This window comes from Pseudomonas sp. GM18, assembly GCF_000282195.1.
Classification (GTDB): Bacteria; Pseudomonadota; Gammaproteobacteria; order Pseudomonadales; family Pseudomonadaceae; genus Aquipseudomonas.
The window spans coordinates 12193-34434 of sequence record NZ_AKJT01000006.1 but is presented as its reverse complement, the minus strand read 5'-3'; the positions used below and the strand labels follow the sequence as shown (position 1 = coordinate 34434).

General features: G+C 57.7%; 19 protein-coding genes and 1 tRNA gene. 14 read left to right on the top strand and 6 right to left on the bottom strand.

Annotated features, from left to right (window positions below; genetic code table 11):
* Positions 1–148 precede the first annotated feature (148 nt).
* The 6 genes from PMI21_RS25770 (at position 149) to PMI21_RS25795 (ending at position 7078) form a co-directional block, all read left to right on the top strand.
* Complete coding sequence (locus tag PMI21_RS25770; protein ID WP_007933771.1) at positions 149–1186, top strand: quaternary amine ABC transporter ATP-binding protein; 1038 nt, start codon at positions 149–151, stop codon at positions 1184–1186.
* Between the two features lie 48 nt (positions 1187–1234).
* Positions 1235–2200 carry a glycine betaine/L-proline ABC transporter permease ProW gene (gene proW / locus PMI21_RS25775; RefSeq protein ID WP_007933770.1) on the top strand — a complete coding sequence of 322 codons (966 nt, stop codon included), beginning with the start codon at positions 1235–1237 and terminating at the stop codon, positions 2198–2200.
* A gap of 66 nt (positions 2201–2266) precedes the next feature.
* Positions 2267–3310, top strand: coding sequence for a glycine betaine/L-proline ABC transporter substrate-binding protein ProX (gene proX / locus PMI21_RS25780; RefSeq protein ID WP_081499439.1), 1044 nt, complete (start codon positions 2267–2269; stop codon positions 3308–3310).
* Positions 3311–3397: 87 nt separating this feature from the next.
* Positions 3398–4747 carry an MmgE/PrpD family protein gene (locus tag PMI21_RS25785; RefSeq protein WP_007933768.1) on the top strand — a complete coding sequence of 450 codons (1350 nt, stop codon included), beginning with the start codon at positions 3398–3400 and terminating at the stop codon, positions 4745–4747.
* 48 nt (positions 4748–4795) lie between these two features.
* On the top strand, positions 4796–5830 hold the full coding sequence (locus PMI21_RS25790) for a GlxA family transcriptional regulator (RefSeq protein WP_007933767.1): 1035 nt from the start codon (positions 4796–4798) through the stop codon (positions 5828–5830).
* Between the two features lie 96 nt (positions 5831–5926).
* Positions 5927–7078 carry an MFS transporter gene (locus PMI21_RS25795; RefSeq protein WP_007933766.1) on the top strand — a complete coding sequence of 384 codons (1152 nt, stop codon included), beginning with the start codon at positions 5927–5929 and terminating at the stop codon, positions 7076–7078.
* A 155-nt stretch (positions 7079–7233) separates the two neighbouring features.
* Here the strand turns inward: PMI21_RS25795 and PMI21_RS25800 are convergent.
* The 6 genes from PMI21_RS25800 to PMI21_RS25825 form a co-directional block, all read right to left on the bottom strand.
* A tRNA-Gly gene (locus PMI21_RS25800) sits at positions 7234–7309 on the bottom strand.
* A gap of 63 nt (positions 7310–7372) precedes the next feature.
* Positions 7373–7933 carry a CDP-diacylglycerol--glycerol-3-phosphate 3-phosphatidyltransferase gene (gene pgsA, locus PMI21_RS25805; RefSeq protein WP_007933765.1) on the bottom strand — a complete coding sequence of 187 codons (561 nt, stop codon included), beginning with the start codon at positions 7931–7933 and terminating at the stop codon, positions 7373–7375.
* A 33-nt stretch (positions 7934–7966) separates the two neighbouring features.
* Positions 7967–9790 carry an excinuclease ABC subunit UvrC gene (uvrC, locus tag PMI21_RS25810; RefSeq protein WP_007933764.1) on the bottom strand — a complete coding sequence of 608 codons (1824 nt, stop codon included), beginning with the start codon at positions 9788–9790 and terminating at the stop codon, positions 7967–7969.
* A gap of 2 nt (positions 9791–9792) precedes the next feature.
* Positions 9793–10434 carry a response regulator transcription factor GacA gene (gene gacA / locus PMI21_RS25815; RefSeq protein WP_008015884.1) on the bottom strand — a complete coding sequence of 214 codons (642 nt, stop codon included), beginning with the start codon at positions 10432–10434 and terminating at the stop codon, positions 9793–9795.
* Positions 10435–10561: 127 nt separating this feature from the next.
* The gene (locus tag PMI21_RS25820; RefSeq protein ID WP_007933763.1) at positions 10562–11005 is read right to left on the bottom strand and encodes a GNAT family N-acetyltransferase; all 444 of its coding nucleotides are present in this window, start codon (positions 11003–11005) and stop codon (positions 10562–10564) included.
* Positions 11006–11764, bottom strand: a complete 759-nt coding sequence (locus tag PMI21_RS25825) for a carbon-nitrogen hydrolase family protein (RefSeq protein WP_007933761.1) — start codon at positions 11762–11764, stop codon at positions 11006–11008.
* A gap of 643 nt (positions 11765–12407) precedes the next feature.
* On the opposite strand from PMI21_RS25825, the gene PMI21_RS25830 reads away from it, so the two are divergent.
* The 8 genes from PMI21_RS25830 to PMI21_RS25865 all read left to right on the top strand — a co-directional run bounded on the left by PMI21_RS25830 (position 12408) and on the right by PMI21_RS25865 (position 22204).
* Positions 12408–13496 carry a 3-deoxy-7-phosphoheptulonate synthase gene (locus PMI21_RS25830; protein ID WP_007933757.1) on the top strand — a complete coding sequence of 363 codons (1089 nt, stop codon included), beginning with the start codon at positions 12408–12410 and terminating at the stop codon, positions 13494–13496.
* Between the two features lie 276 nt (positions 13497–13772).
* Positions 13773–14654 carry an esterase/lipase family protein gene (locus tag PMI21_RS25835; RefSeq protein ID WP_007933755.1) on the top strand — a complete coding sequence of 294 codons (882 nt, stop codon included), beginning with the start codon at positions 13773–13775 and terminating at the stop codon, positions 14652–14654.
* Between the two features lie 98 nt (positions 14655–14752).
* The gene (locus PMI21_RS25840; protein ID WP_007933754.1) at positions 14753–15034 is read left to right on the top strand and encodes a peptidylprolyl isomerase; all 282 of its coding nucleotides are present in this window, start codon (positions 14753–14755) and stop codon (positions 15032–15034) included.
* A gap of 135 nt (positions 15035–15169) precedes the next feature.
* Entirely contained in the window at positions 15170–17038 is a 1869-nt protein-coding gene (locus tag PMI21_RS25845; RefSeq protein ID WP_007933753.1) for an extracellular solute-binding protein, read from the top strand.
* Positions 17038–18099, top strand: a complete 1062-nt coding sequence (locus PMI21_RS25850; protein ID WP_007933752.1) for a microcin C ABC transporter permease YejB — start codon at positions 17038–17040, stop codon at positions 18097–18099. The genes PMI21_RS25845 and PMI21_RS25850 overlap by 1 nt, the downstream gene beginning before the upstream one ends.
* Entirely contained in the window at positions 18099–19121 is a 1023-nt protein-coding gene (locus PMI21_RS25855; RefSeq protein ID WP_007933751.1) for an ABC transporter permease, read from the top strand. The genes PMI21_RS25850 and PMI21_RS25855 overlap by 1 nt, the downstream gene beginning before the upstream one ends.
* 14 nt (positions 19122–19135) lie before the next feature.
* Positions 19136–20710 (top strand): ABC transporter ATP-binding protein, encoded by a 1575-nt coding sequence (locus PMI21_RS25860; RefSeq protein ID WP_007933750.1) that lies wholly within the window; start codon positions 19136–19138, stop codon positions 20708–20710.
* Between the two features lie 78 nt (positions 20711–20788).
* Positions 20789–22204 (top strand): sigma-54 interaction domain-containing protein, encoded by a 1416-nt coding sequence (locus PMI21_RS25865; protein ID WP_007933749.1) that lies wholly within the window; start codon positions 20789–20791, stop codon positions 22202–22204.
* The last annotated feature ends 38 nt before the right edge of the window (positions 22205–22242 follow it).

Sequence of the window (22242 nt, the reverse complement as noted above, 5' to 3'; positions counted from 1 at the left end):
TAAACATCACATAATAAAGAGGATGGTCACCATGACTAATTCCCAACCTTTCTCTCAGCTTGACTGCCCCTACAAGCACCGTCTTAACTGATCAAGACATGTACACCTAAGTTCTTGATCTTACGCCGTAATTGCAACAGGAGGGGTTATGAGTCTTGGTGACGAGATACTCTCGGTAAAAAATATTTATAAAGTCTTTGGCCCTCAGCCGAAGCTCGCGATGGAGATGCTGGCTCGCGGTGCTGACAAGAATGAAATTTTCAGCAAAACCGGCCAAGTCGTTGGCGTTTTTAACGCCAGTTTCTCCGTAAAACGTGGAGAGATTTTCGTCATCATGGGGCTTTCCGGTTCTGGAAAGTCGACGATGGTGCGGTTATTCAACCGACTGATCGAGCCTACCTCCGGAACAATCCATCTTAACGGACAAGAAATCACTGGCCTTTCGGACGCAGATCTTCTTGGCGTTCGTCGCAAAGACATGAGCATGGTGTTTCAGTCATTTGCGCTGATGCCACACATGAGTGTGATCGACAACGTTGCTTTCGGTCTGGAAATCTCTGGTGTCGGAGAGAGCGAGCGGCATAAACGTGCACTTGAGGCACTCAAACAGGTGGGGCTCGAAGGGCACGCATACAGCTATCCGCACCAATTGTCTGGCGGTATGCAACAACGCGTAGGTTTGGCGCGGGCGCTGGCCAATGACCCTGCCATCCTGCTGATGGACGAAGCCTTCTCTGCTCTCGACCCATTGATTCGCAGCGAAATGCAGGGCGAATTGATCCGCCTGCAGGCAGAACAACATCGCACCATCATCTTCATCTCGCATGACATTGAAGAGGCTATTCGCATCGGCCATCGCATCGCGATTATGGAGGGTGGCCGAGTGGTACAGATCGGTACCCCACAAGAGCTGCTTTGCAACCCGGTGAATGAGTACGTCAAAGCGTTCTTCAAAGGTTTCGATGCCTCGAAGATCCTGAAGGCTGGCGATGTTGCCAAGATTTGTGCAGAACACCCCTACGCCATGGATCAGTCCACACCCACGCTGCAGGCTGACGTCCCACTTCATGACGTCTTTCACATCGTCGCCAATGCCGTTAATCCGGTTGCCGTGCTGGATCGCCAGGGTGTTTTCAAAGGCACGATCTCCAAGAGCCTACTGCTCCAGACAATGAGCCGTCACTAATAGTCTCAACTCTCTGGCTTGCCAGGCTCAGACATTCAGGTGATTAGCATGAACGAATTCAGTCTTCTAGACCCGTTTCAATCCATCAACATCCCTTTGGGCCAATGGGTAGAAGTTGCCCTGAATTATTTGGTTCATAATTTCCGCGAGATATTTCGTTCGATAAGATGGCCAATCGATCAAGTTCTTAATGGCATTCAGTACGGTCTGCTGTCTATTCCTCCGTCGATATTTATTATCATCGCAACGCTCTTTGGCTGGCAGGTGGGAGGAAGAAAAATAGGTATCCTGTGCTTCGTTACTCTCACTTTATTAGGAGTGATCGGCGTGTGGAGTGACGCGATGATCACCCTCGCACTGGTGCTCACTTCACTGTTTTTCTGCGCCGTTATTGGCATACCGCTGGGTGTCCTGTGCGCCCGTAGCGACCGATTGGAAATGCTTGTTCGTCCGGTATTGGACGCGATGCAAACGCTGCCAGCATTCGTCTATCTGGTACCCGTCGTCATGCTGTTCGGTATCGGAAACGTACCGGGCGTGCTGGTCACGATCATCTTTTCGGTGGCACCACTTGTCAGGCTCACTAACCTGGGAATTCGGCAAGTACCGGAAGATAAGGTTGAGGCCGCCAGGGCTTTCGGATGTACTCCGCGCCAAATGCTGAGGCGAGTTCAACTTCCTTTGGCTGCACCGACCATCATGGCGGGTTTGAATCAGGCATTAATGTTGTCACTTTCGATGGTGGTGATTGCATCCATGATTTCGGTTGGCGGGTTGGGAATGATGGTGCTTCGTGGGATTGGCCGCCTTGATATGGGCTTGGCAACCGTCGGTGGTGTGGGCCTGGTATTGCTGGCGATTTTCCTTGATCGCCTGACACAAGCGATGGGCGAGCGCAGTAACAGAGCAACCAAAGGTGAGCACTGGTACCAAACAGGCCCTGTGGGTGTGTTTTATCGCCTGAAAAGAAAAAATACCGTTAGAACAATAGAAGTTAGTCCCAAAGAAAGTTAACCCGCTTAGCGGCGCGTCGTGAACCAAAAGAACTGCCAACATCCTAATCCACCCAGGTAAACGATAATGAACCTCACAACATCCGGAATAAAACAAAAATTTATTCATTCTGTGGCGCTTTTAGTATTAGCGGTATCACCTGTATTTGCATCGGCCGCCACTGCGCAAGAGCCCGGAAAAGGGGTATCAATCACGCCAATTTTCCCATCAATCGCCGAAGAACGATTTCGGGGAGAGATTGCAATGGCGGGTCTCAAAGAACTGGGCTACAACGTTCAGACGCCAAAGGAAACCGAATACTCCACCATGATGGTTGCGCTTTCTAATGGTGACGCTGACTTTACGGTGCATATGTGGGAGACACTGCACGAGGCGTTCTACAAAAAAGCCGGCGGCGATGAGACGATGGTGAAAACCGGCGATATTATGCCGGGCGTGTTGCAGGGCTACATGATTGATAAAAAAACGGCTGATGAACACCACATCACGTCTCTCACAGATTTGCAGAAACCAGAGATTGCCAAGCTGTTTGATAGTAATGGTGACGGTAAAGCTGACCTGACGGGTTGCAACCCTGGCTGGGGCTGTGAGCTCATCATTGCGCACCATATGAAAGCGTATGACCTGTTAAAGACCGTTTCAAATAACCAGGGCTCTTATTTCGCTCTGATGGCCGACACCATCGCTCGCTACAAACAAGGCAAGCCGATTCTCTATTTCACCTGGGTACCTCAGTGGATCTCCGGTGTATTGATCGAAGATAAAGACGTTGTTTGGTTGACCGTACCGCGCACCGATCTTCCGAGTGGCAAAAACGATACCAACACTACCTTTAATGGCAAAAACCTGGGCTTCCCGGTAGACACCGTCAAAGCTGTTCTTAACAAAGAGTTCGCCGAGAAAAATCCAGTTGCCGTGAAATTCTTGTCTGAAATGCAGATCACTACCGACGATGAAAGCGTGCAAAATCTTAAAATGCACAATGGCGAAAAAAGTGCGGCTGACATTACTCGTCACGCCGCAGAATGGATCGCAGCCCATCGCGCGAAGTACGACGGTTGGTTGGCAGACGCACGCGCTGCAGCAAATACCGCCACAGCAAAGAAATAGTCTCTTCATCTAAAGCTGCCTAAAAGGTTGCCCGTCGCCGGGCAACTTTTTTATCCGTTTCGGCATTCATCATTCAGGAATCATGAAATGCAGCTGTATTCATTCGTCCAGAATTTCAGCTACAAGGACGCGCCCCTGCATACACGTGAGCTGGTTAAAACATGCCTGCTCGACATCATTGGTGTAGCCGCCGGAGCTCGCAACAATCAAACCAGCGTGATGCTTAAAACGTACGCTGACGCCCACTACTCTGCCAACAAGCTGTCCAGCCGCCTTTGGTTCGACGGCAGGGCCGTACACCCATTGGGCGCCGCGTATGCAGGCGGTTTTTGCGTTGATAGCCTGGATGCACATGAAGGCCACTTCACATCCAAGGGGCATGCAGGTGCAACCGTTGTCCCGGCCATCGTTGCATTGGTGGACGCGTACCGCAGTCAAGGCAAAGACATTAGCGGCGAGGAGTTCCTCACCGCACTGTGCATCGGTTACGAGACAGCCTTGCGTGCGGGCCAGGCATTAATGGCCACTGCCCAGGAATATCATGCGTCAGGGGCCTTTTCCGGGATCGGGGTCGTTTGCGCCGGAGCCCGCCTGATGAAGCTGGATGAAACGACGTTCCGTCATGCGCTGGGTATCGCGGAGTACTTTGGCCCGAGATGCCCGATGATGCGCCTGGTGAACTTTCCCACGATGCTGCGTGATGCCCATGGCGCCGGTGCGTATGCAGGGCTGAACGCACTACTGATGGCACAGATAGGTGTCACTGGCGCTCCAGCTGCCACCGTTGAACCTTTGCAGACTTCCACTTTCTGGCAGGACATCGGAACCCGCTGGGAGATCGACGAGCAATATTTCAAACCGTGGCCGGTATGTCGCTGGGCGCAACCGGCTCTCACGGCCATGACCGATTTGATGAGAGCGCATCCAGTCATCACAGCTGAGTCGATCGAGACCATAGATGTCGAGACATTCCATGAGTCTGTGTGCTTGCAGGGGCATTTTCCGAAGAATGCAGACGAGGCCCAGTACGCACTGGCGTTCCCACTCGCCGCCTTGATCGTTCGTGGAAAGCTGGGCCCTGACGAGGTCACCGGGGACTCCATTCATTCGCCAGACATTTTGAGCATCAGCGAGAAAATAACCCTTCATGAAGCGCCTGACCTGTCAGCCAGGTTCCCGGAGGAAATTCTCTCCCGCGTGACCGTTACCCTGAAAGACGGCACCCTTCTTACGAGCCCTACGGCGACGGCCAAGGGCGACCCCGACAACCCTATGTCGAGTGACGAACTCACTGCTAAATACCATCTGCTGGCCGATGACAGCTTGGGAACCACTCTCAGCAATGCGATTAAGAGCAGTGTTGCAGCATTGCCCGACAGTGATGACTGCCAATCATTCTTTGATTTGTTGTTGTCCGCTCCAAAAACCACTGTCTAGAGCCCGCAATGGTTTCTTAGCTATTCGTTCAGGTATCAAAGAGGATTTATGCCATTCATATTCGAGAGCGTGCTTAAAGACAAGAATATGGGGTACGCCTATACGGCTGAGAAACCATTGAAGCCGCAGGTGGTGACTCGAGTAGCTTTCGTGCTTTTAAACAATTTCTCGATGATGTCCTTCACCGGCGCTATAGACGCGCTGGTGACTGCAAACCTGATTAGCGAGACACCGGCTTTCGAAGTGCTGACCGTCGGTATTAAGAGTCGTCTGGTAATGAGCGATCTGGGGATTGCAATTTCAGCAGACCTGGAGCTATCACAATTACCAGATCGTATAGATGTCCTCATCGTTGCCGGTGGTTTACGAGTAAAGCTGATCAGCGACCCACAATTACGGCGCAAGCTACGCAACGTCGCCTCTCATGGCGCGACCATGGGCGGTTTGTGGAACGGTGCATTTTTCCTGGCTGAAGCTCAGTTGATGGATGGTTATGAGTGTGCTTTCCATCCAGATGGGCGAGCGATGATGGAGGATGTTTTCCCCAAAGTCCTGGTCTCCAGTCGAACTCACGTAATGGATAGAAACCGTATCACGTGCGCTGGCGCCAGTAGCTCGTTACGGATGATGCTGGAACTCATCACGGCTAAAAAAGATGTGTCGCTGACCCATGCTGTAGAGGAAATACTCAGTTGCGATCAAACGTCTGAAGTCTCTGGGATATCAACTGTCGTAGTTGACTCGGACCCCACCTTGCCGCAGACACTAAAGCTCGCTTTAGAGCTTATGCAAAAGAATATCGAAGAACCGCTATCGATCGACGAACTGGCTGAATGCGTGAAGATTTCCAGGCGACAATTAGAACGCCGCTTCTGCCGTTTCGTGGGCGCCACCCCCACACGTTACTATCTTGAGCTTCGCCTGACTCGAGCTCGCCAGCTTATTCTGCAGAGCAATCGACCGATCACCGATATCGCTATTGCGACTGGCTTTTGTAGTTTCGCCAATTTTCATATGCGATTTCGCGATTTCTTTGGTGTGGCGCCGAGTAGTTATAGAGCGACGTATGAGCGCCGGCGCTAAGTTTTCCGAAACCCATGCACGCAAAAAAAAAGAAATCCGCAATGTCTAAGCCGAGCAAATGATGACTAGCATCATCGATAAGGATTACCGAGAAACATGAATGCTCCATCGCCGGTATTGGTACCCACGGCTAACCACAGCGAGCGGATGTCTACACGCATAGCCTTCCTCATCGCGGGTCTACTCATGTCCGCTTGGGCGCCTCTGGTTCCGTTGGTTAAAGCACGTACTGGCTTGGACGATGGTGGCTTGGGGTTGCTACTGCTTGGCCTGGGCGGCGGATCTATTGTGGCCATGCCCTTCGCTGGCTATCTCACCGCACACTATGGATGCCGACCAGTCGTAATCTGGGCGACTATTGCACTGTGTGCCGTTTTTCCGCTTTTGAGCACCGTGGTGTGGCTGCCTGGCCTGGCGATAGCCGTCATTATCTTCGGTGCCAGCATGGGCATGCTTGATTGCGCCATGAACATACAGTCCGTCATTGTCGAGAAAAACAGCGGGCAGGCACTTCAGTCCGGCTTCCATGGCCTTTACAGCGTCGGAGGCATATTGGGCGCCGGGGCGATGACCGCGTTACTGACCTTCGGCCTGGATCCGCTGATTGCTGCACTCTGCATCGTTACCACAGTTTTGGGGGCGCTTTACAAGGCAGCGCCTGCTTTTCTGACTTATGGCACTGAACGGGGTGGGCCATTATTCGCGGTGCCCAGGGGTATCGTGCTGTTTTTAGGGACGCTCTGTTTCATCGTATTCCTCACTGAAGGGGCAATACTCGACTGGAGCGCGGTATTCCTTGTGTCGAGCCGAGGGTTAGAGCCGAGCATCGCCGGTCTGGGCTACGCATCCTTCGCCGCAGCGATGACCGTGGGCCGCCTGACAGGAGATGCCATCGTCAGCAAATTAGGCGGCGTGCGCGTCGTTGCGCTAGGCGGGCTCTGCGCAGCCGCAGGCATGGTCGTGTCGCTCGGAATCGATGGCTGGCCCGCATCCTTGATTGGCTACGCCCTGGTCGGCGCTGGCTGCTCAAACATTGTCCCTGTGCTCTTTACCGCCGTAGGCCGGCAGCAACGTATGCCACAGGCAGTAGCCATCCCCGCTGTCATCTCCATGGGCTATGCGGGCATTCTGATCGGTCCGGTATTTATCGGAGCGGTCGCCCACCTAAGCACTTTGTCATTCGCCCTGGGCTGCCTGGTCGTTCTGCTGGTTTTTGTCAGTGCGACAGCTCGATTACTTTGCAACTAACCTTTTTCAGGCGCAATTTCGGCAATCGTGGCTGGTCGTGGTTTCGAGTGGAACCTACTGGAACGAAAAAAGAGGCAAAAGCCTCTTTTTTCAATGCTGACAACAAAATAACGCGCAAAAAAAACGCCACTCAATGAGTGGCGTTTTTCTGTATTTGGAGCGGGAAACGAGACTCGAACTCGCGACCCCGACCTTGGCAAGGTCGTGCTCTACCAACTGAGCTATTCCCGCGTCTTGGTGAGGCGCATTCTATAGAATCCAGATGCCCCGTCAACCCCTTGATTCAAAAAAGTTTTATTTCTTTTCCACATCCGTCTTCAGATGCGGCCAGGCGGCCCGCAAGTATTGGACCATGGACCACAAAGTCAGGCCAGCGGACACCATCAGCAAGGCGTACCCCATCAGGACCCAGAAGCTGAAGTCCGACGGATTGGCCAGCAGGATCACCAGCGCCAGCATTTGCGCGGCGGTTTTCCATTTGCCCAGGTTCGACACCGCCACATGGGCACGGGCGCCGAGTTCGGCCATCCACTCGCGCAGTGCCGAGACGACGATTTCGCGACCAATGATGACGGCGGCCGGCAGTGTGAGCCACAGGTTGCCGTGTTCTTGCACCAGCAGCACCAGCGCAACGGCGACCATCAGCTTGTCCGCAACTGGATCGAGGAAAGCCCCGAACGGTGTGCTTTGTTCCAGACGTCGGGCCAGATACCCGTCCAGCCAGTCGGTCGCGGCGGCAAAGGCAAAAACCGAAGCGGACGCCAGATAGCTCCAGTGGTAAGGCAAGTAAAACAGCAAAATGAAGATCGGGATGAGCAGGACGCGTAGAACGGTAATCAGATTAGGGATATTCATCGGCACAACTGGCTACGAGGTGAGTTGGGCATTCTACTCGCTGTGCAGATTTGCATAAATCAACTCTGCGAGCTTTTTACTGATCCCGGGTGCTTTGGCGATCTCTTCGATGCTGGCACGAGACAGCTCCTGCAATCCACCAAAATGTTTCAACAAATCGCGTCGACGTGTCGGTCCGACACCGGCAACCCCCTCAAGCGTCGAGGTGCGGCGAGTCTTTCCGCGCCGTGCACGGTGCCCGGTGATAGCAAAACGGTGAGCTTCGTCGCGGATCTGCTGGATCAAATGCAACGCGGGGGAATCACCGCGCAAGGTGAATTCATGGGCCGCGTCGTTGAGGTACAAGGTTTCGAAACCGGCCTTGCGCGTTGCCCCCTTGGCCACGCCCAGTAGAATCAGGTCGGGCACGGCCAGCTCATTGAGCACGTCACGGGCCATCGACAGCTGACCCTTACCGCCGTCGACCAGCAGAATGTCCGGCAGTTTGCCCTCCCCGTCCTTCAACTTACTGAAGCGTCGGGTCAGGGCCTGATGCATCGCGGCATAGTCGTCGCCTGGCGTGACGCCTTCGATGTTGTAGCGGCGGTAGTCGGACTTGATCGGGCCTTCCGGGCCGAACACCACGCACGACGCCACGGTGGCCTCGCCACTGGAATGACTGATGTCGTAGCACTCGAGACGTTGCGGCGGCTCGTCCAGGCTCAGCACTTCGGCCAGGGCATCGAAACGTGCCGCGACGTGTTGCCGGTTCGCCAGACGTGCGCCCAGCGCTTGCTCGGCATTGGTGACCGCCAATTGCTGCCAGCGCGCTCGCGTGCCCCGTACACGATGGCTGATGGTCAGTTCACGACCGCGCAGCTCTTCAATGGCCGCAATCAGAGTCGGAAAGTCTTCGTGAACCACGTTGACGATCAGCTCGCTCGGCAAGTCGCGTTCGGGACTGCTGATGAAGTACTGGCCGAGAAACGCCGCCATGACTTCGGAAACGTCTTCTTCAATTCCCACCTGCGGGAAGAAGTTCTTGCTCCCCAACACCCGGCCACCGCGTACGCTGATCAAGTGCACGCAGGCGCCACCCGGATTGACGAACGCCGCGATCACATCGACATCGCCCGTCCCGCCTTCCATGCTCTGCTGGTCCTGGACCCGGCGCAGCAATGAGATCTGGTCGCGCAATTCGGCGGCACGCTCGAACTCGAGATTGACCGCAGCCTCTTCCATGGCCGCGGACAATTCGTCCGCCAACGCATTGCTGCGCCCCTCAAGAAACATCACCGAGTGGCGAACATCTTCGGCATATACCTCAGGCTCCACCAGGCCGACACACGGCGCCTTGCAGCGTTTGATCTGGTATTGCAGGCAGGGTCGCGTGCGGTTCTTGTAATAGCTGTCTTCACACTGACGAACAAAAAAAGCCTTTTGCAGCAGGCTCAGGCTTTCGCGGATCGCTCCGGCGCTGGGGTAAGGGCCGAAATATTTGCCCTTGGCCTTTTTCGCTCCGCGATGGATGCTCAAGCGCGGGAACTGGCCATCCGAGAGAAAGACATAAGGGTAGGATTTGTCGTCGCGCAGCAGGATGTTGTACGGCGGGCGCCATTCCTTGATCAGCGTCTGCTCGAGCAGCAAGGCCTCGGTTTCGTTGGCCGTGATGGTGGTTTCGACCTGGGCGATACGGCCTACCAGCGCGGCGGTCTTGGGGGCAAGACCGGTTTTGCGGAAGTAGCTCGCCAAACGCTTCTTGAGATTCTTGGCTTTGCCGACATAAAGCAGACGGGCATCGCTGTCGAACATGCGATAGACACCCGGCCGCCCACTGACCGTCGACAGAAAAGCACTTGGATCGAAGGTTTCAGTCATTTTCAGAGGCTGGCATCAACCATGCCGTGACGAACCGCCAACAGCGTCAACTCGACATCGCTGCTGATCGAAAGCTTTTCGAAAATACGGTAACGGTAGGTATTCACTGTTTTTGGCGACAGGCACAGTTTGTCGGAGATGATCTGTACCTTTTGGCAGCCGACAATCATCAACGCAATCTGGATTTCCCGCTCAGACAAAGCGTCGAACGGCGAATCGTTGGTTGGCTGGAACGACTTGATCGCCAGTTGCTGGGCAATCTGCGGGCTGATGTAGCGCTGCCCGGCAAACACCAGGCGAATGGCCTGGACCATTTCCGGTAATCCGGCGCCCTTGGTCAGGTAACCCGCAGCGCCTGCCTGTAACAGGCGGGTAGGAAACGGATCCTCTTCGCACACGGTGACCGCGACGACTTTGATGTCGGGATGACTGCGCAATAATTTGCGCGTGGCTTCAAGACCGCCGATCCCGGGCATCTTGACGTCCATCAGCACCACATCGGGTTTCAACTCACGCGCTTTGAGCAGGGATTCCTCTCCCGACTCGGCCTGACCGACTACTTGCAGGCCATCGATGTCAGCCAGCATTCGTGTAATGCCTGTACGAACGAGATCATGGTCATCGACTACTAGCACCCTAATCAAGCAGACACCTCGCGATTTGGTCTTATTGGGTTGCCGGACACCTTAGCAAAAAGCGACTGGCAGACCTAGCGGAAAGCAGCATATAAAAAGTGTCAATTCTTCTGGCGAGGCTTGCTGCCAGTGTGTTTCAGCGATGCAGTCCATTGATATCACGCTGCATTCTCAGGAAACACTGGTCCTTGCCGACCACCTTCAGGCCCTTTCTCTCGTAAAGTATTTTTGCCGGATTATTTTCAAATACGGTCAGACGCAATGCCGGACGCCGTTCCTTGCAGGCCATGGCGAATACCTGATCGATCACCCAGGAACCGGCGCCCTGCCCCCGGTGCGCTTCAAGTAAATGCAATTCGCGGATATACAAGGCTCTGGCGTCACGGCTCAGACTGACATACCCCATCAGCGTGTCGTCACGCACAATCAGCCAGTTTTCGCGTCCCTCCCAGGCAACATCGAAAGCCTCGTCCAGCCACAACAGATCATGTTGAATGTAGTAGCGCAGCATATTTCGACAAGTCAGGTCACGAGCGAAGTCCAGGTCCCGAGACGTTGCCGGGCGCAATTCGAAACCCATTCAAGCCTCCGCGACAGCCACGATTTGCTCCTTCCAGCCGTCAGCATTGCGACGAGCAACGACCATAAGGTTCCCCGTCCCCGGTGCCGCCGCAATCAACGAGCCGTCCGCTGCCCAGATTGCACTGCGCCCTGCCGACTCCCAGCCCCCCGTTGCGCCACCATGGTTGGCCATCAGCACCGCCATCGAGTGGGTGTGGGCATAACCTTGCAACAGTGCGGTATCTGGAGCGTAGCCGTTTTCTGTGATCAGTACGCCCGCGGCATAAAGATCAGCGCCCTGCCGTGCCGCCGCGGCTGCGTGACTGGCGTGAGAAAAATCGGCGCACACCGCCAGCGCGACAGTGTCGGTACCGATCTTCAATGTCGAACCGCCTGTTCCCGGGGCAAACGCCACCTCCTCCCCTGGGTGCAGGTGCTGCTTGCTGTAAACCCCGAGCGACCCATCGGCTCCCAATACCAGGGCACCGATCAACACCGGCGAATCGTCCGACAGACGAATCGGTACCCCGACGACACTGGTCACACCGACTTCCCGCGCGAAATCGCGCAGTGGTTGCAGCACTCTGGCGTCTGGCGCGATGGCCAGCGCCGCTGCCAGACCACGCTCGTAGCCGGTCAGCGACAGTTCCGGAAACACCAGCAATTGCACGCCCTGCTCCGCGGCAACCTGCATGAAGCGCAGATGCCGGGCAATATTGGCGGCAAGATCACCGGCGACGGAGATCGATTGAGCAGCGGCGATGGTCAGTGTCGTCATGGTTCGTCCTTGTGACTTTGATGGTTGGGCGCCGGTTAAACGCCGCCCGTTGCGCAAAGTGTGTCACAACCCCCGACGTACTCAACCGATAGATACGCCCCGTGATGCTCGATAGCATTTTCTGATTGAATCCGCGTACCGGCCTCTAGTAAGCTCGGCTCACTCATCGGAGACAGACCATGTTCAACGCCCTCTCACAGCTTCGTACCACCAGCGCCCCGCGCTCGGTTGCGACTGCCCGGGTGAATGACGTTTGTGCTTCGGTCAGCTTTTATTTTGGGTATTGGTTTAGCCACTGGCGCGCCTGATACCCACACGGCGCCCACTTTAAACGGGTCGCCACCAGAGAATTCTCAACCCCCGGTCGGCCTCCCGACCGGGGGTTTTGTTTTTTCAGCCCTGAACATTTTTAGCGTCACACCAGACATCCAGGAGTTTTGAACATGAATTACGCCACTTATTACCGTTACGACACTTTTACCGCCTGGCGATTTACCAGCTTCCGCTCGGGACAGCCTGCCGCCTCCGATCGGTCACCCACAGGTGGCAAGCACACACACGTAGCCAATCCGGCCAATTGTCGAACACCCCAGTAGGGCCGAGCGCGCGGGACGAACCCGCCGCCAGCCCAGGAAGCCCGAATATGAACTCGTCCGTCTCTGCTCTGCCGCTGTCCACCTTGAGCCCTGCCAATGAAGCGCTGACCTTGCGTCTGCCCAGCTCATTGCAACTCAAACAGCAACTGCCACTCAGCAATGCCCTGACCCAACAAGTCGCCGCCCACCGCCAGGCCGTCCGCGCGATCCTCAACGGTGAAGACTCCCGTCTGCTGGTGATCGTCGGCCCCTGCTCGATTCACGATCCACGTTCAGCCCTCGAATACGCCGCCAACCTGGCCCGTCTATCTGCACAAGTCAGTGATGAGATGCTGTTGGTGATGCGCGCCTACGTCGAAAAACCCCGCACCACGGTCGGCTGGAAAGGCCTGGCCTACGACCCGCATCTGGATGGCAGCGATGACATGGCGGGCGGTTTGACCCTGTCCCGCGAATTGATGCGCGAAATGCTCCAACTGGGCCTGCCCGTTGCCACCGAGCTGCTGCAACCGATGGCCGCCGGTTACTTCGACGACCTGCTTAGCTGGGTCGCGATCGGCGCCCGTACCACCGAATCGCAGATCCATCGGGAAATGGCCAGCGGCCTGAGCATGCCGGTAGGGTTCAAGAACGGCACCGATGGCGGTGTGGCTGTCGCCAGCGACGCCATGCGCTCGGCCGCTCATCCGCATCGTCATTTCGGTGTCGACAGCCAGGGCCATCCTGCGATTATCCAGACACCGGGCAACCCCGACACTCACCTGGTATTGCGCGGTGGCCATCGCGGGCCGAACTACGACCGCGACAGCATCGCCAAGGTGCACAGCGACTTGACCAGACTCAAGATCCCGGCCCGGATCATGGTCGACTGCAGCCACGCCAACAGCGGTAAAGATCCGCTGCGTCAGCCCGCCGTGTTCAACGACGTGCTTGAACAGCGCCTGCACGGTGATCGCTCGCTGGTCGGCATGATGATTGAGAGCCATCTGTTCGAAGGCTGCCAACCGTTGAGCCCGTCGTTGCGTTACGGGGTGTCGGTAACGGACGGCTGCCTTGGCTGGGCCGGGACGGAACAATTGTTGTTGCAGGGAGCCGAGCGACTTCGTGCACAACGAAGCACTCAACAGCCAAATTAAGCTGTGGCGCCGAGATCCGCGACTCAGGGCGATCGCGTCGGTTTACACGGAAAAATGACCTACCAGAGGTAGGTCATTGAGAGAAAGATCTCGGCCATCGTTAAAAAGATGTCCGGATATTCCGACCAAGACCTCACGCTCATTCGAGTTTTCGTACCATTTCTATTCCGTTTTCATCAGGTTACAGCGGCTTTTTCATACATCGCCGAGTGGCTGGCGTGCTTTAGAGTGCGCCCTTGAGCACACACTTGACCTACTACGAAAAAGGAAATGCACATGCTACGGAACGCAACCACTGACTATCCGATCCTGCTGGTCCACGGGCTCTTCGGCTTCGATCGCATCGGCAAACTGGAACTGTTCCATGACGTCAAACAGGCCCTCAGAAGCGCCGGCGCGAGGGTTTTCATCCCGCACCTGTCGGCTACCCACAGCAATGAAACCCGTGGCGAACAGCTGCTGGTGCAGATCGACCGGGTTCTGCAAGGAACCGGCGCAAGCAAAGTCAACCTGATCGGTCACAGCCAGGGCGCACTGGCTGCACGATATGCAGGGGCGCTGGCGCCAGAGGTGGTCGCTTCGGTGACATCGGTCAGCGGGCCGAACCACGGCTCGGAACTGGCCGACTTCCTGCGCAAGGCATTGACGCCCGGGCGCCTGCCGGAACAGGTCGCCGGGGCGGTGGCCACGCTGTTCGCCGACTTCCTGTCGTTGCTCAGTGGCAACCGGCACCTGCCGCAGAATGCCATCGCCGCGCTCAACGCGCTGACCACCGAAGGCGTCGGCGCATTCAACGACAAGTACCCTCAAGGGTTGCCGAAAACCTGGGGCGGCAAGGGTCGCGAACAGGTGAACGGCGTGCGCTACTATTCCTGGAGCGGCATCCTGCAGGGAAACATCCTCGACGAGGGGCTCTATGCGCTCAACCCGCTGCACGGGTTCCTGCGGGCGTTCTCCCACTACTTCACCACCGAAGCCGAGCAGAATGACGGCATGGTCGGCCGGTTCAGCTCCCATCTGGGTAAAGTGATCCGCTCCGACTATCCGCTGGATCATCTGGACAGCCTCAGCCAGACCACCGGTCAGGTCCGCAAGGGCATCGACCCGATCGACCTGTATGTACAGCATGCTGAACGCTTGAGAAATGCCGGCCTTTAAGCCATGCCATAAAAGCCGGACGACACTTTGAGAGAGAAATAGCCCACTGAATCCGGTAGGCTCCGCACTTTACTGAACATTGAATGGAGTATTTCCCCATGGCCAAAGCCACTGCCCGCCACATCCTGGTTTCCAGCGAAGCCAAGTGCAACGAACTCAAGGCCCAGATCGAAGCCGGCGCCGATTTCGCCGAAGTCGCCAAAGCCAACTCCAGCTGCCCATCGAGCCGCCAGGGCGGTGACCTGGGTTCGTTCGGTCCAGGCCAGATGGTCAAGGAATTCGACACCGTGGTTTTCAGCGCGCCGATCAACGTGGTGCAAGGCCCGGTCAAGACCCAGTTCGGTTACCACCTGCTGGAAGTGACCAGCCGTCAGGACTGATCAACCCTTGAGTTTTCTGCACAACGGCCCGCCTTTTGGTGGGCCGTTGTGTTTTCGTTACGTGATACGGCTGGCGAGGGACGCGCCGCTAGCGTACAAATTGTGCTTATCGATCACCCGGCTCTAAGGCTGACAATGCGACTGGCTTTCCCCACTTTTCTGTTCACTGCCGTGGCCCTGTTGTTGGGCGCCGCCGGTGTGAACGCTGCACCGCAACAGGCGTTGACCGTGTACGGTGAACCGGCGAAATATCCCGCCGGTTTCAGTCATTTCGCCTACACCAACCCGCAAGCGCCCAAGGGCGGCACGATGCGTCGCTCGGCGCTGGAGATCGGTCATTTCGACCACGTCCTGCCGTACATCGACAAAGGGATTGGCGTCACACAAGTCGATGGTTTGATCTACTCGCCCCTGGCCGTGCGTTCGCTGGACGAACCCTACACCGTGTACGGCCTGCTGGCGCAGCAGATGGAGCGTTCCGATGATGGACTGTCCCTGCGTTTCTACCTGAACCCGAAGGCCCGTTTCGCCGATGGCATGCCGATCACCGCCGAAGACGTGCGCTACACCTTCGATCTGCTGATGACTCAGGGCAGCCTGCGCTATCGCACGCAATTCGCCGACGTCAAAGGCGTCGAAGTGGAATCAACGCTAACCATTCGGTTCGACTTCAAGAGCAACGAAAACCGCACCCTGCCCCTCGACATCGCCACCCTGCCGGTGTTTCCCGAGCACTGGTGGAAGACTCGCGACTTCGCCAACGGTGGCGGTTACGAGCCACCACTGGGTAGCGGGCCGTACCGGGTGAGCAAGGTCGATTCCGGGCGCAGCATCACCTTCGAGCGTAACGCCGACTGGTGGGCCAGGGATTTACCGGTCAGCCGCGGCCTCTACAACTTCGATCATTTCAGCATCGAGTACTTCGGCGACACCGACGTCGCCCGTCAGGTCCTGCGTGGCGGCGCCTATGACTACAACCGCGAATTCTCCGCCACCGCCTACTCCATCGGCTACGAGAGTCCGGCCCTGAGCGACGGTCGCCTGCAAAAAGCCCACCTGGCAACGCAGGCACCACAACCGTCCCAAGGCTTTGTGTTCAACCTGCAAAACCCGATATTCCAGGACCGCCGCGTGCGCCAGGCGCTGGCCATGCTCTGGGATTTCGAGTGGAGCAACCGGCAGATGATGCGCGACCTGTACATCCGCCAGCAGAGCTTCTTTTCCAACACCGACCTCGCTGCCCGACAACTGCCCGACGCGGGTGAGCGGGCGATTCTCGAACCGCTGCGCGGGCAGATCCCCGACGAAGTCTTCACTCAGGTCTTCGAAGCACCGAAAACCGATGGCAGCGGCGTGATTCGCGACAAACAACTGCAAGCCCTGGACCTGCTCGAACAGGCCGGCTGGAAACCCGATGGCGATCAACTGGTCAACGCCGAAGGTCAACCGCTGAGCTTCACCTTCCTGATCAGTCAGAACGGCATGGACCGATTGCTGCTGCCGTATAAGCGCACCCTGAAACAAATCGGCATCGACCTGGACATTCGTCGCATCGACGCCTCCCAGTACGTCAACCGACTGATGTCCCGGGACTACGACATGATCGTCACCGGCTACCCGGTCACCAACTCGCCGGGTAACGAGCTGTACAACTACTTTGGCTCGGCGGCGGCCAGCGATCCGGGCTCCAACAACTACATGGTGCTGAAGAACCCGGCGGTCGATACGTTGATCAACGGCCTGGTCCGCGCCACCACCCAGGCCGACATGCTGCGCTACGCCCATGCCCTGGACCGTGTCCTGCAATGGAACTTCTATTGGATTCCCAACTATTACCCGCCCGGCAGTTCGACCGTGTGGTGGAACCGTTTCGGCATTCCTTCCGTGCAGGCGGCCAATGACGAAGCCATCGAGAGTTGGTGGGAAGTCAGCTCCACACCCCTGACCAACGAACAGATGACCGCCGAACTCATCAAGCGCGGTAAACCCGGAGGGCCTCGCTGATGTGGGCTTACGTACTGCGGCGTTTGCTGCTGATCATCCCGACACTGGTGATCATTCTTCTGGTCAATTTCGCCATCGTCCAGGCCGCGCCCGGCGGCCCGGTAGAACAGGCCATCGCACGCCTGCAAGGCATCGGCGGCGCGAGTGTCGGCGGCGGTTCCAGCGAGACCATGCACGGCAGCTCACGGGCCAGCCGTGGGCTCGATCCGCAGCTGATCAAGGAGATCGAAAAGCAATACGGCTTCGACAAGCCGGCGCCGGAACGCTTGTGGCTGATGCTCAAGAGCTACGCCCGCCTCGACTTCGGCAAGAGCTTTTTCCGCGGCGCCACGGTCACCGACCTGATCCTGGAAAAAATGCCGGTGACCATTTCCCTCGGGCTCTGGGCGACGTTGATCACTTATCTGGTGTCGATTCCGCTGGGCATCCGCAAGGCCGTGCACCACGGCAGCCATTTCGACATCTGGAGCAGCACCGCGATCATCATCGGTTACGCGATGCCGGCGTTCCTGTTCGCGATGTTCCTGATCGTGGTCTTCGCCGGCGGCACCTCGTTGAACTGGTTTCCGGTGCGCGGCCTGGTCTCGGACAACTTCGAGTCGCTGTCGATGGTGGGTAAAATCGCCGATTACTTCTGGCACCTGGTGCTGCCGGTGACGGCACTGGTGGTCGGCGGTTTTGCGACCCTGACCATCCTCACCAAAAACTCTTTCCTCAATGAAATCACCCGCCAGTACGTGGTCACCGCCCGAGCCAAGGGCCTGAGCGAACGCCGGGTGCTTTATGGCCATGTGTTTCGCAACGCGATGCTGCTGGTGGTGTCGGGGATTCCGCAGGCCCTTATCAGCGTATTTTTTGCCGGATCGCTGCTGATCGAAGTGATTTTTTCCCTCGATGGCCTGGGTCGCATGAGTTACGAAGCCGCGGTTTCTCGGGACTATCCAGTGGTATTCGGTTCGCTGTTTATCTTCACCTTGTTCGGCTTGCTGATAAAAATCGTCGGTGACCTCTGCTACACCCTGGTCGACCCGCGTATCGACTTCGCCGCGAGGAACGCCTGATGTTCAAGCTCTCGCCGCTGGGCCGTCGCCGTTTCGAACGCTTCAAGAAAAACCGCCGGGGTTGGTGGTCGCTGTGGTTGTTTGTCGGCTTGTTCCTGCTGACCCTCGGTGGCGAGTTGATCGCCAACGACAAACCGCTGGTGGTCAGTTATCAGGGCTCGCTGTACTTCCCGGCACTCAAACGCCACACCGAACAGGAGTTCGGCGGCCAGTTGCCATTTCAAGCCGACTACCGCAGCGATTACGTGCAGAAGCTGATCAAGAAGGATGGCGGCTGGTTGCTGTTTCCGCCGATCCCGTTCAGCGACGACACCCCCAACTATGATCTCAACAAACCGGCGCCGAGCCCTCCCACAAGTGTCAATTGGCTGGGTACGGACGATCAGGCGCGCGATGTGTTGGCCCGAGTGATTTTCGGTGCGCGGGTGTCGATTCTGTTTGCGCTGATGCTGACCTTCGTCAGCGCGCTGATCGGCATCGCCGCCGGCGCGCTGCAAGGCTATTACGGCGGCTGGGTCGACCTGATCGGTCAGCGTTTGCAGGAAGTCTGGTCGGGGCTGCCGGTGCTGTACCTGCTGATCATCCTGTCGGGCTTCGTCGAGCCGAATTTCTGGTGGCTGCTGGGGATCATGGCACTGTTTTCCTGGCTGGCCCTGGTGGACGTGGTGCGCGCCGAGTTCCTGCGCGGGCGTAACCTGGAATACGTCAAAGCCGCTCGTGCGCTGGGCCTGACCGACCGCAAGGTGATCGTGCGACACATTCTGCCCAACGCAATGAACGCCACCCTGAGTTATCTGCCGTTCATCCTGACCGGGGCGATTTCCACCCTCACGGCGCTGGACTTTCTCGGTTTCGGCATGCCGGCCGGCAGCGCGTCCCTGGGCGAGTTGATCGGCCAAGGCAAGCAGAACCTGCAAGCACCCTGGCTGGGGCTGACGGCGTTTTTCACCCTGGCGCTGATTCTTTCTTTGCTGGTGTTCATTGGCGAGGCGTTGCGTGATGCCTTTGATCCACGATCTTGACGCGGACTGTTGATATGACTGACAACCTGATCGAAATCCGTGACCTCAACGTGGCCTTCAGTGGCCAGACCGTGGTGCGCAACCTGTGCCTGGACATCCGCCCCGGCGAATGCCTGGCGCTGGTCGGCGAATCCGGATCCGGCAAGTCGGTGACCGCCCACTCGATCCTGCAACTGCTGCCCGAAAGCGGCACTGAAACCACCGGCAGCATTCGCTATCGCGGCCAGGAATTGATCGGCGCCGACACTACTGCCTTGCGTGAGCTGCGCGGCAACCGGATCGCGATGATCTTCCAGGAGCCGATGACCTCCCTCAACCCGCTGCACAGCATCGAAAAGCAGATCGGCGAAACCCTGCTGCTGCATAGAGGGCTGGGTGGCAAGGCGGCGCAAGCGCGGATTCTCGAATTGCTGCAACTGGTGGGCATCCAGAAGCCCGAAGAGCGGCTCAAGGCCTACCCTCATCAACTGTCCGGCGGCCAGCGACAACGGGTAATGATCGCCATGGCCTTGGCCTGCGAGCCGGAATTGCTGATCGCCGACGAGCCGACCACCGCGCTGGATGTGACGGTGCAGCGCAAAATCCTGTTGCTGCTCAAATCCCTGCAACAGCGGCTCGGCATGTCGCTGCTGCTGATCAGCCACGACCTCAATCTGGTGCGCAGCATCGCCCAGCGGGTGTGCGTGATGCGCGCCGGGGAAATCGTCGAGCAGGCGCCCTGCGAAACGCTGTTCACCGAGCCGAAACATCCTTACAGCTGCGTGCTGCTGAACGCCGAGCCGGAGGGTGAAGCGCTGCCCCGGGACGAGCGTGAAAACGTGCTGGAAGTGGATAATTTGCACGTACAGTTCGCCATTGGTGGCGGCCTGTTCCAGCGCAAAACTTACCTGCGCGCAGTCGATGGCATCAGCCTGAACGTTCAGCGCGGCAAGACCCTGGGTATTGTCGGTGAATCCGGGTCGGGCAAGTCCACCCTCGGCCAGGCGATCCTGCGCTTGCTCGATTCCGAAGGCAGCATTCGCTTTCAGGGTGAGCCGCTGGATAGCCTGACGCAAAAGCAGCTGCGACCGTGGCGCAAGAAAATGCAGGTGGTGTTTCAGGACCCCTTCGGCAGCCTCAGCCCACGGATGTCGGTGGCGCAGATCATCAGTGAAGGCCTTGAGGTCCATAGCCAGTCCACCCCTGACGAATGCGAAGCCCAGGTGATCCGGGTGCTGGAAGAAGTCGGCCTCGATCCGCAAAGCCGTCATCGCTACCCGCACGAGTTTTCCGGCGGGCAACGCCAGCGCATCGCCATTGCCCGCGCGCTGGTGCTGAAGCCGGAGCTGATCCTGCTCGACGAGCCGACCTCGGCCCTCGATCGCACAGTGCAAAAACAAGTGGTCGCCCTGCTCCGCCAGCTTCAGGAGAAACATGGCCTGACCTACCTGTTCATCAGCCACGACCTGGCGGTGGTGCGCGCCCTGGCCCACGACATGATCGTGATCAAGGACGGCAAAGTGGTGGAAAGCGGCGCCAGCCACGACGTGTTCGACTCACCGCAGCACCCTTACACCAAAGAGCTGTTGGCGGCGGCGCATCCGGGGTAGGCATAATCGGCGGCATGCCGTTGGACCGCGTCGCGGCCTTCGCGGGCACAGACACCACACATCCTGGACATGACCCCCATGAACACCACCGAAAGCCTCAAGGACTACCAGCGCGTTCGCACCCTGGCGATCCGCTCACTGTTCGAGATCATCGAGCAATCGAGCGAAGGCACGGTGATTGTCGACCGCGACGCGAACATCGTCTGGATGAACGAGCGCTATGCCCGGCGGTTCGGCCTGGAGTCGGCCGCCGGTGCCATCGGCAGGGCCTGTGAAAGCGTGATCCCCGGCAGCCTGTTGCGCGAGGTGGTGCGCACCGGAAGGCCGATCCTGCTGGACATGCAAGACACCCCCAAGGAACCGTTGGTGGTGATGCGCCTGCCGATTCACGACGATGCCGGCGCGGTGATCGGCGCCATCGGTTTTGCCCTGTTCGATGAATTGCGCAGCCTGTCGCCGATGCTCAAGCGCTACCTGAGCATGCAGGAAGAACTGGCGTCCACCCGCTCGCTGCTGCGGGCGCGGCAGACCAAGTACAACTTCGCGCACTTCATCGGCACCAGCGCCGCCAGCCTCGAAGTCAAACGCCGCGCCCGACGCAGCGCCAGCGCCGAGTCGCCGGTGCTGTTGCTCGGTGAAACCGGCACCGGCAAGGAACTGCTGGCCCAGGCAATCCACGGCGCATCGCCCCGGGCGCATAAAGCTTTCGTCAGCATCAACAGCGCAGCGATTCCCGAGTCGCTGCTGGAAGCCGAGTTCTTCGGCACCGCGCCCGGCGCGTTCACCGGCGCCGATCGCAAGGGCCGCGCTGGCAAGTTGCAAATCGCCCAGGGTGGCACGCTGTTTCTCGACGAGATCGGCGACATGCCGCTGCCGCTGCAAAGCAAGTTGCTGCGGGTGTTGCAGGAAAAGGAATTCGAGCCGGTGGGCTCCAACGAAGTGATTCAGAGTGATGTGCGAGTGATCGCAGCCACCTCCACCGACCTGGTGGCGGCGATCAAACGCGGCGAGTTTCGCGCCGATCTGTATTACCGCCTCAACGTGCTGCCGATTCAGGTCCCGCCTCTGCGTGATCGCCTCGACGACCTGCCGGCCCTCAGCGAAGCGATCCTCGAAGAGCTGCGCAGTCAGCACGAATTGAATCGCGAAGCCCTGGATCTGTTGGGGCAACACGCCTGGCCGGGGAACATTCGTGAACTGCGCAACGTGCTGGAACGGGCGGCGTTGCTCAGTGATGATTTGATACTGAACTCGGCGGATATCCGCGCGGCGATTGGCAGTTTTACCCCGGTGGAGCGTGCGGCGCCTCTGCCCCTTGAGCCGATTGCCCATGAAACCTTCAGCGAGGCTCGCGAACGGTTTGATCGGCAGTTGATTGAATCGGCCCTCGCGCAATGCGGTGGAAAGGTGATTGAAGCGGCGGCGCGGTTGGGGCTGGGGCGGTCGACGTTGTACAAAAAGATGGTGGCGTTAGGGATTGCCGAGTCTCAATAAAGAGACATGCATCTCTATTTGTAGATGGATTTTCAAGA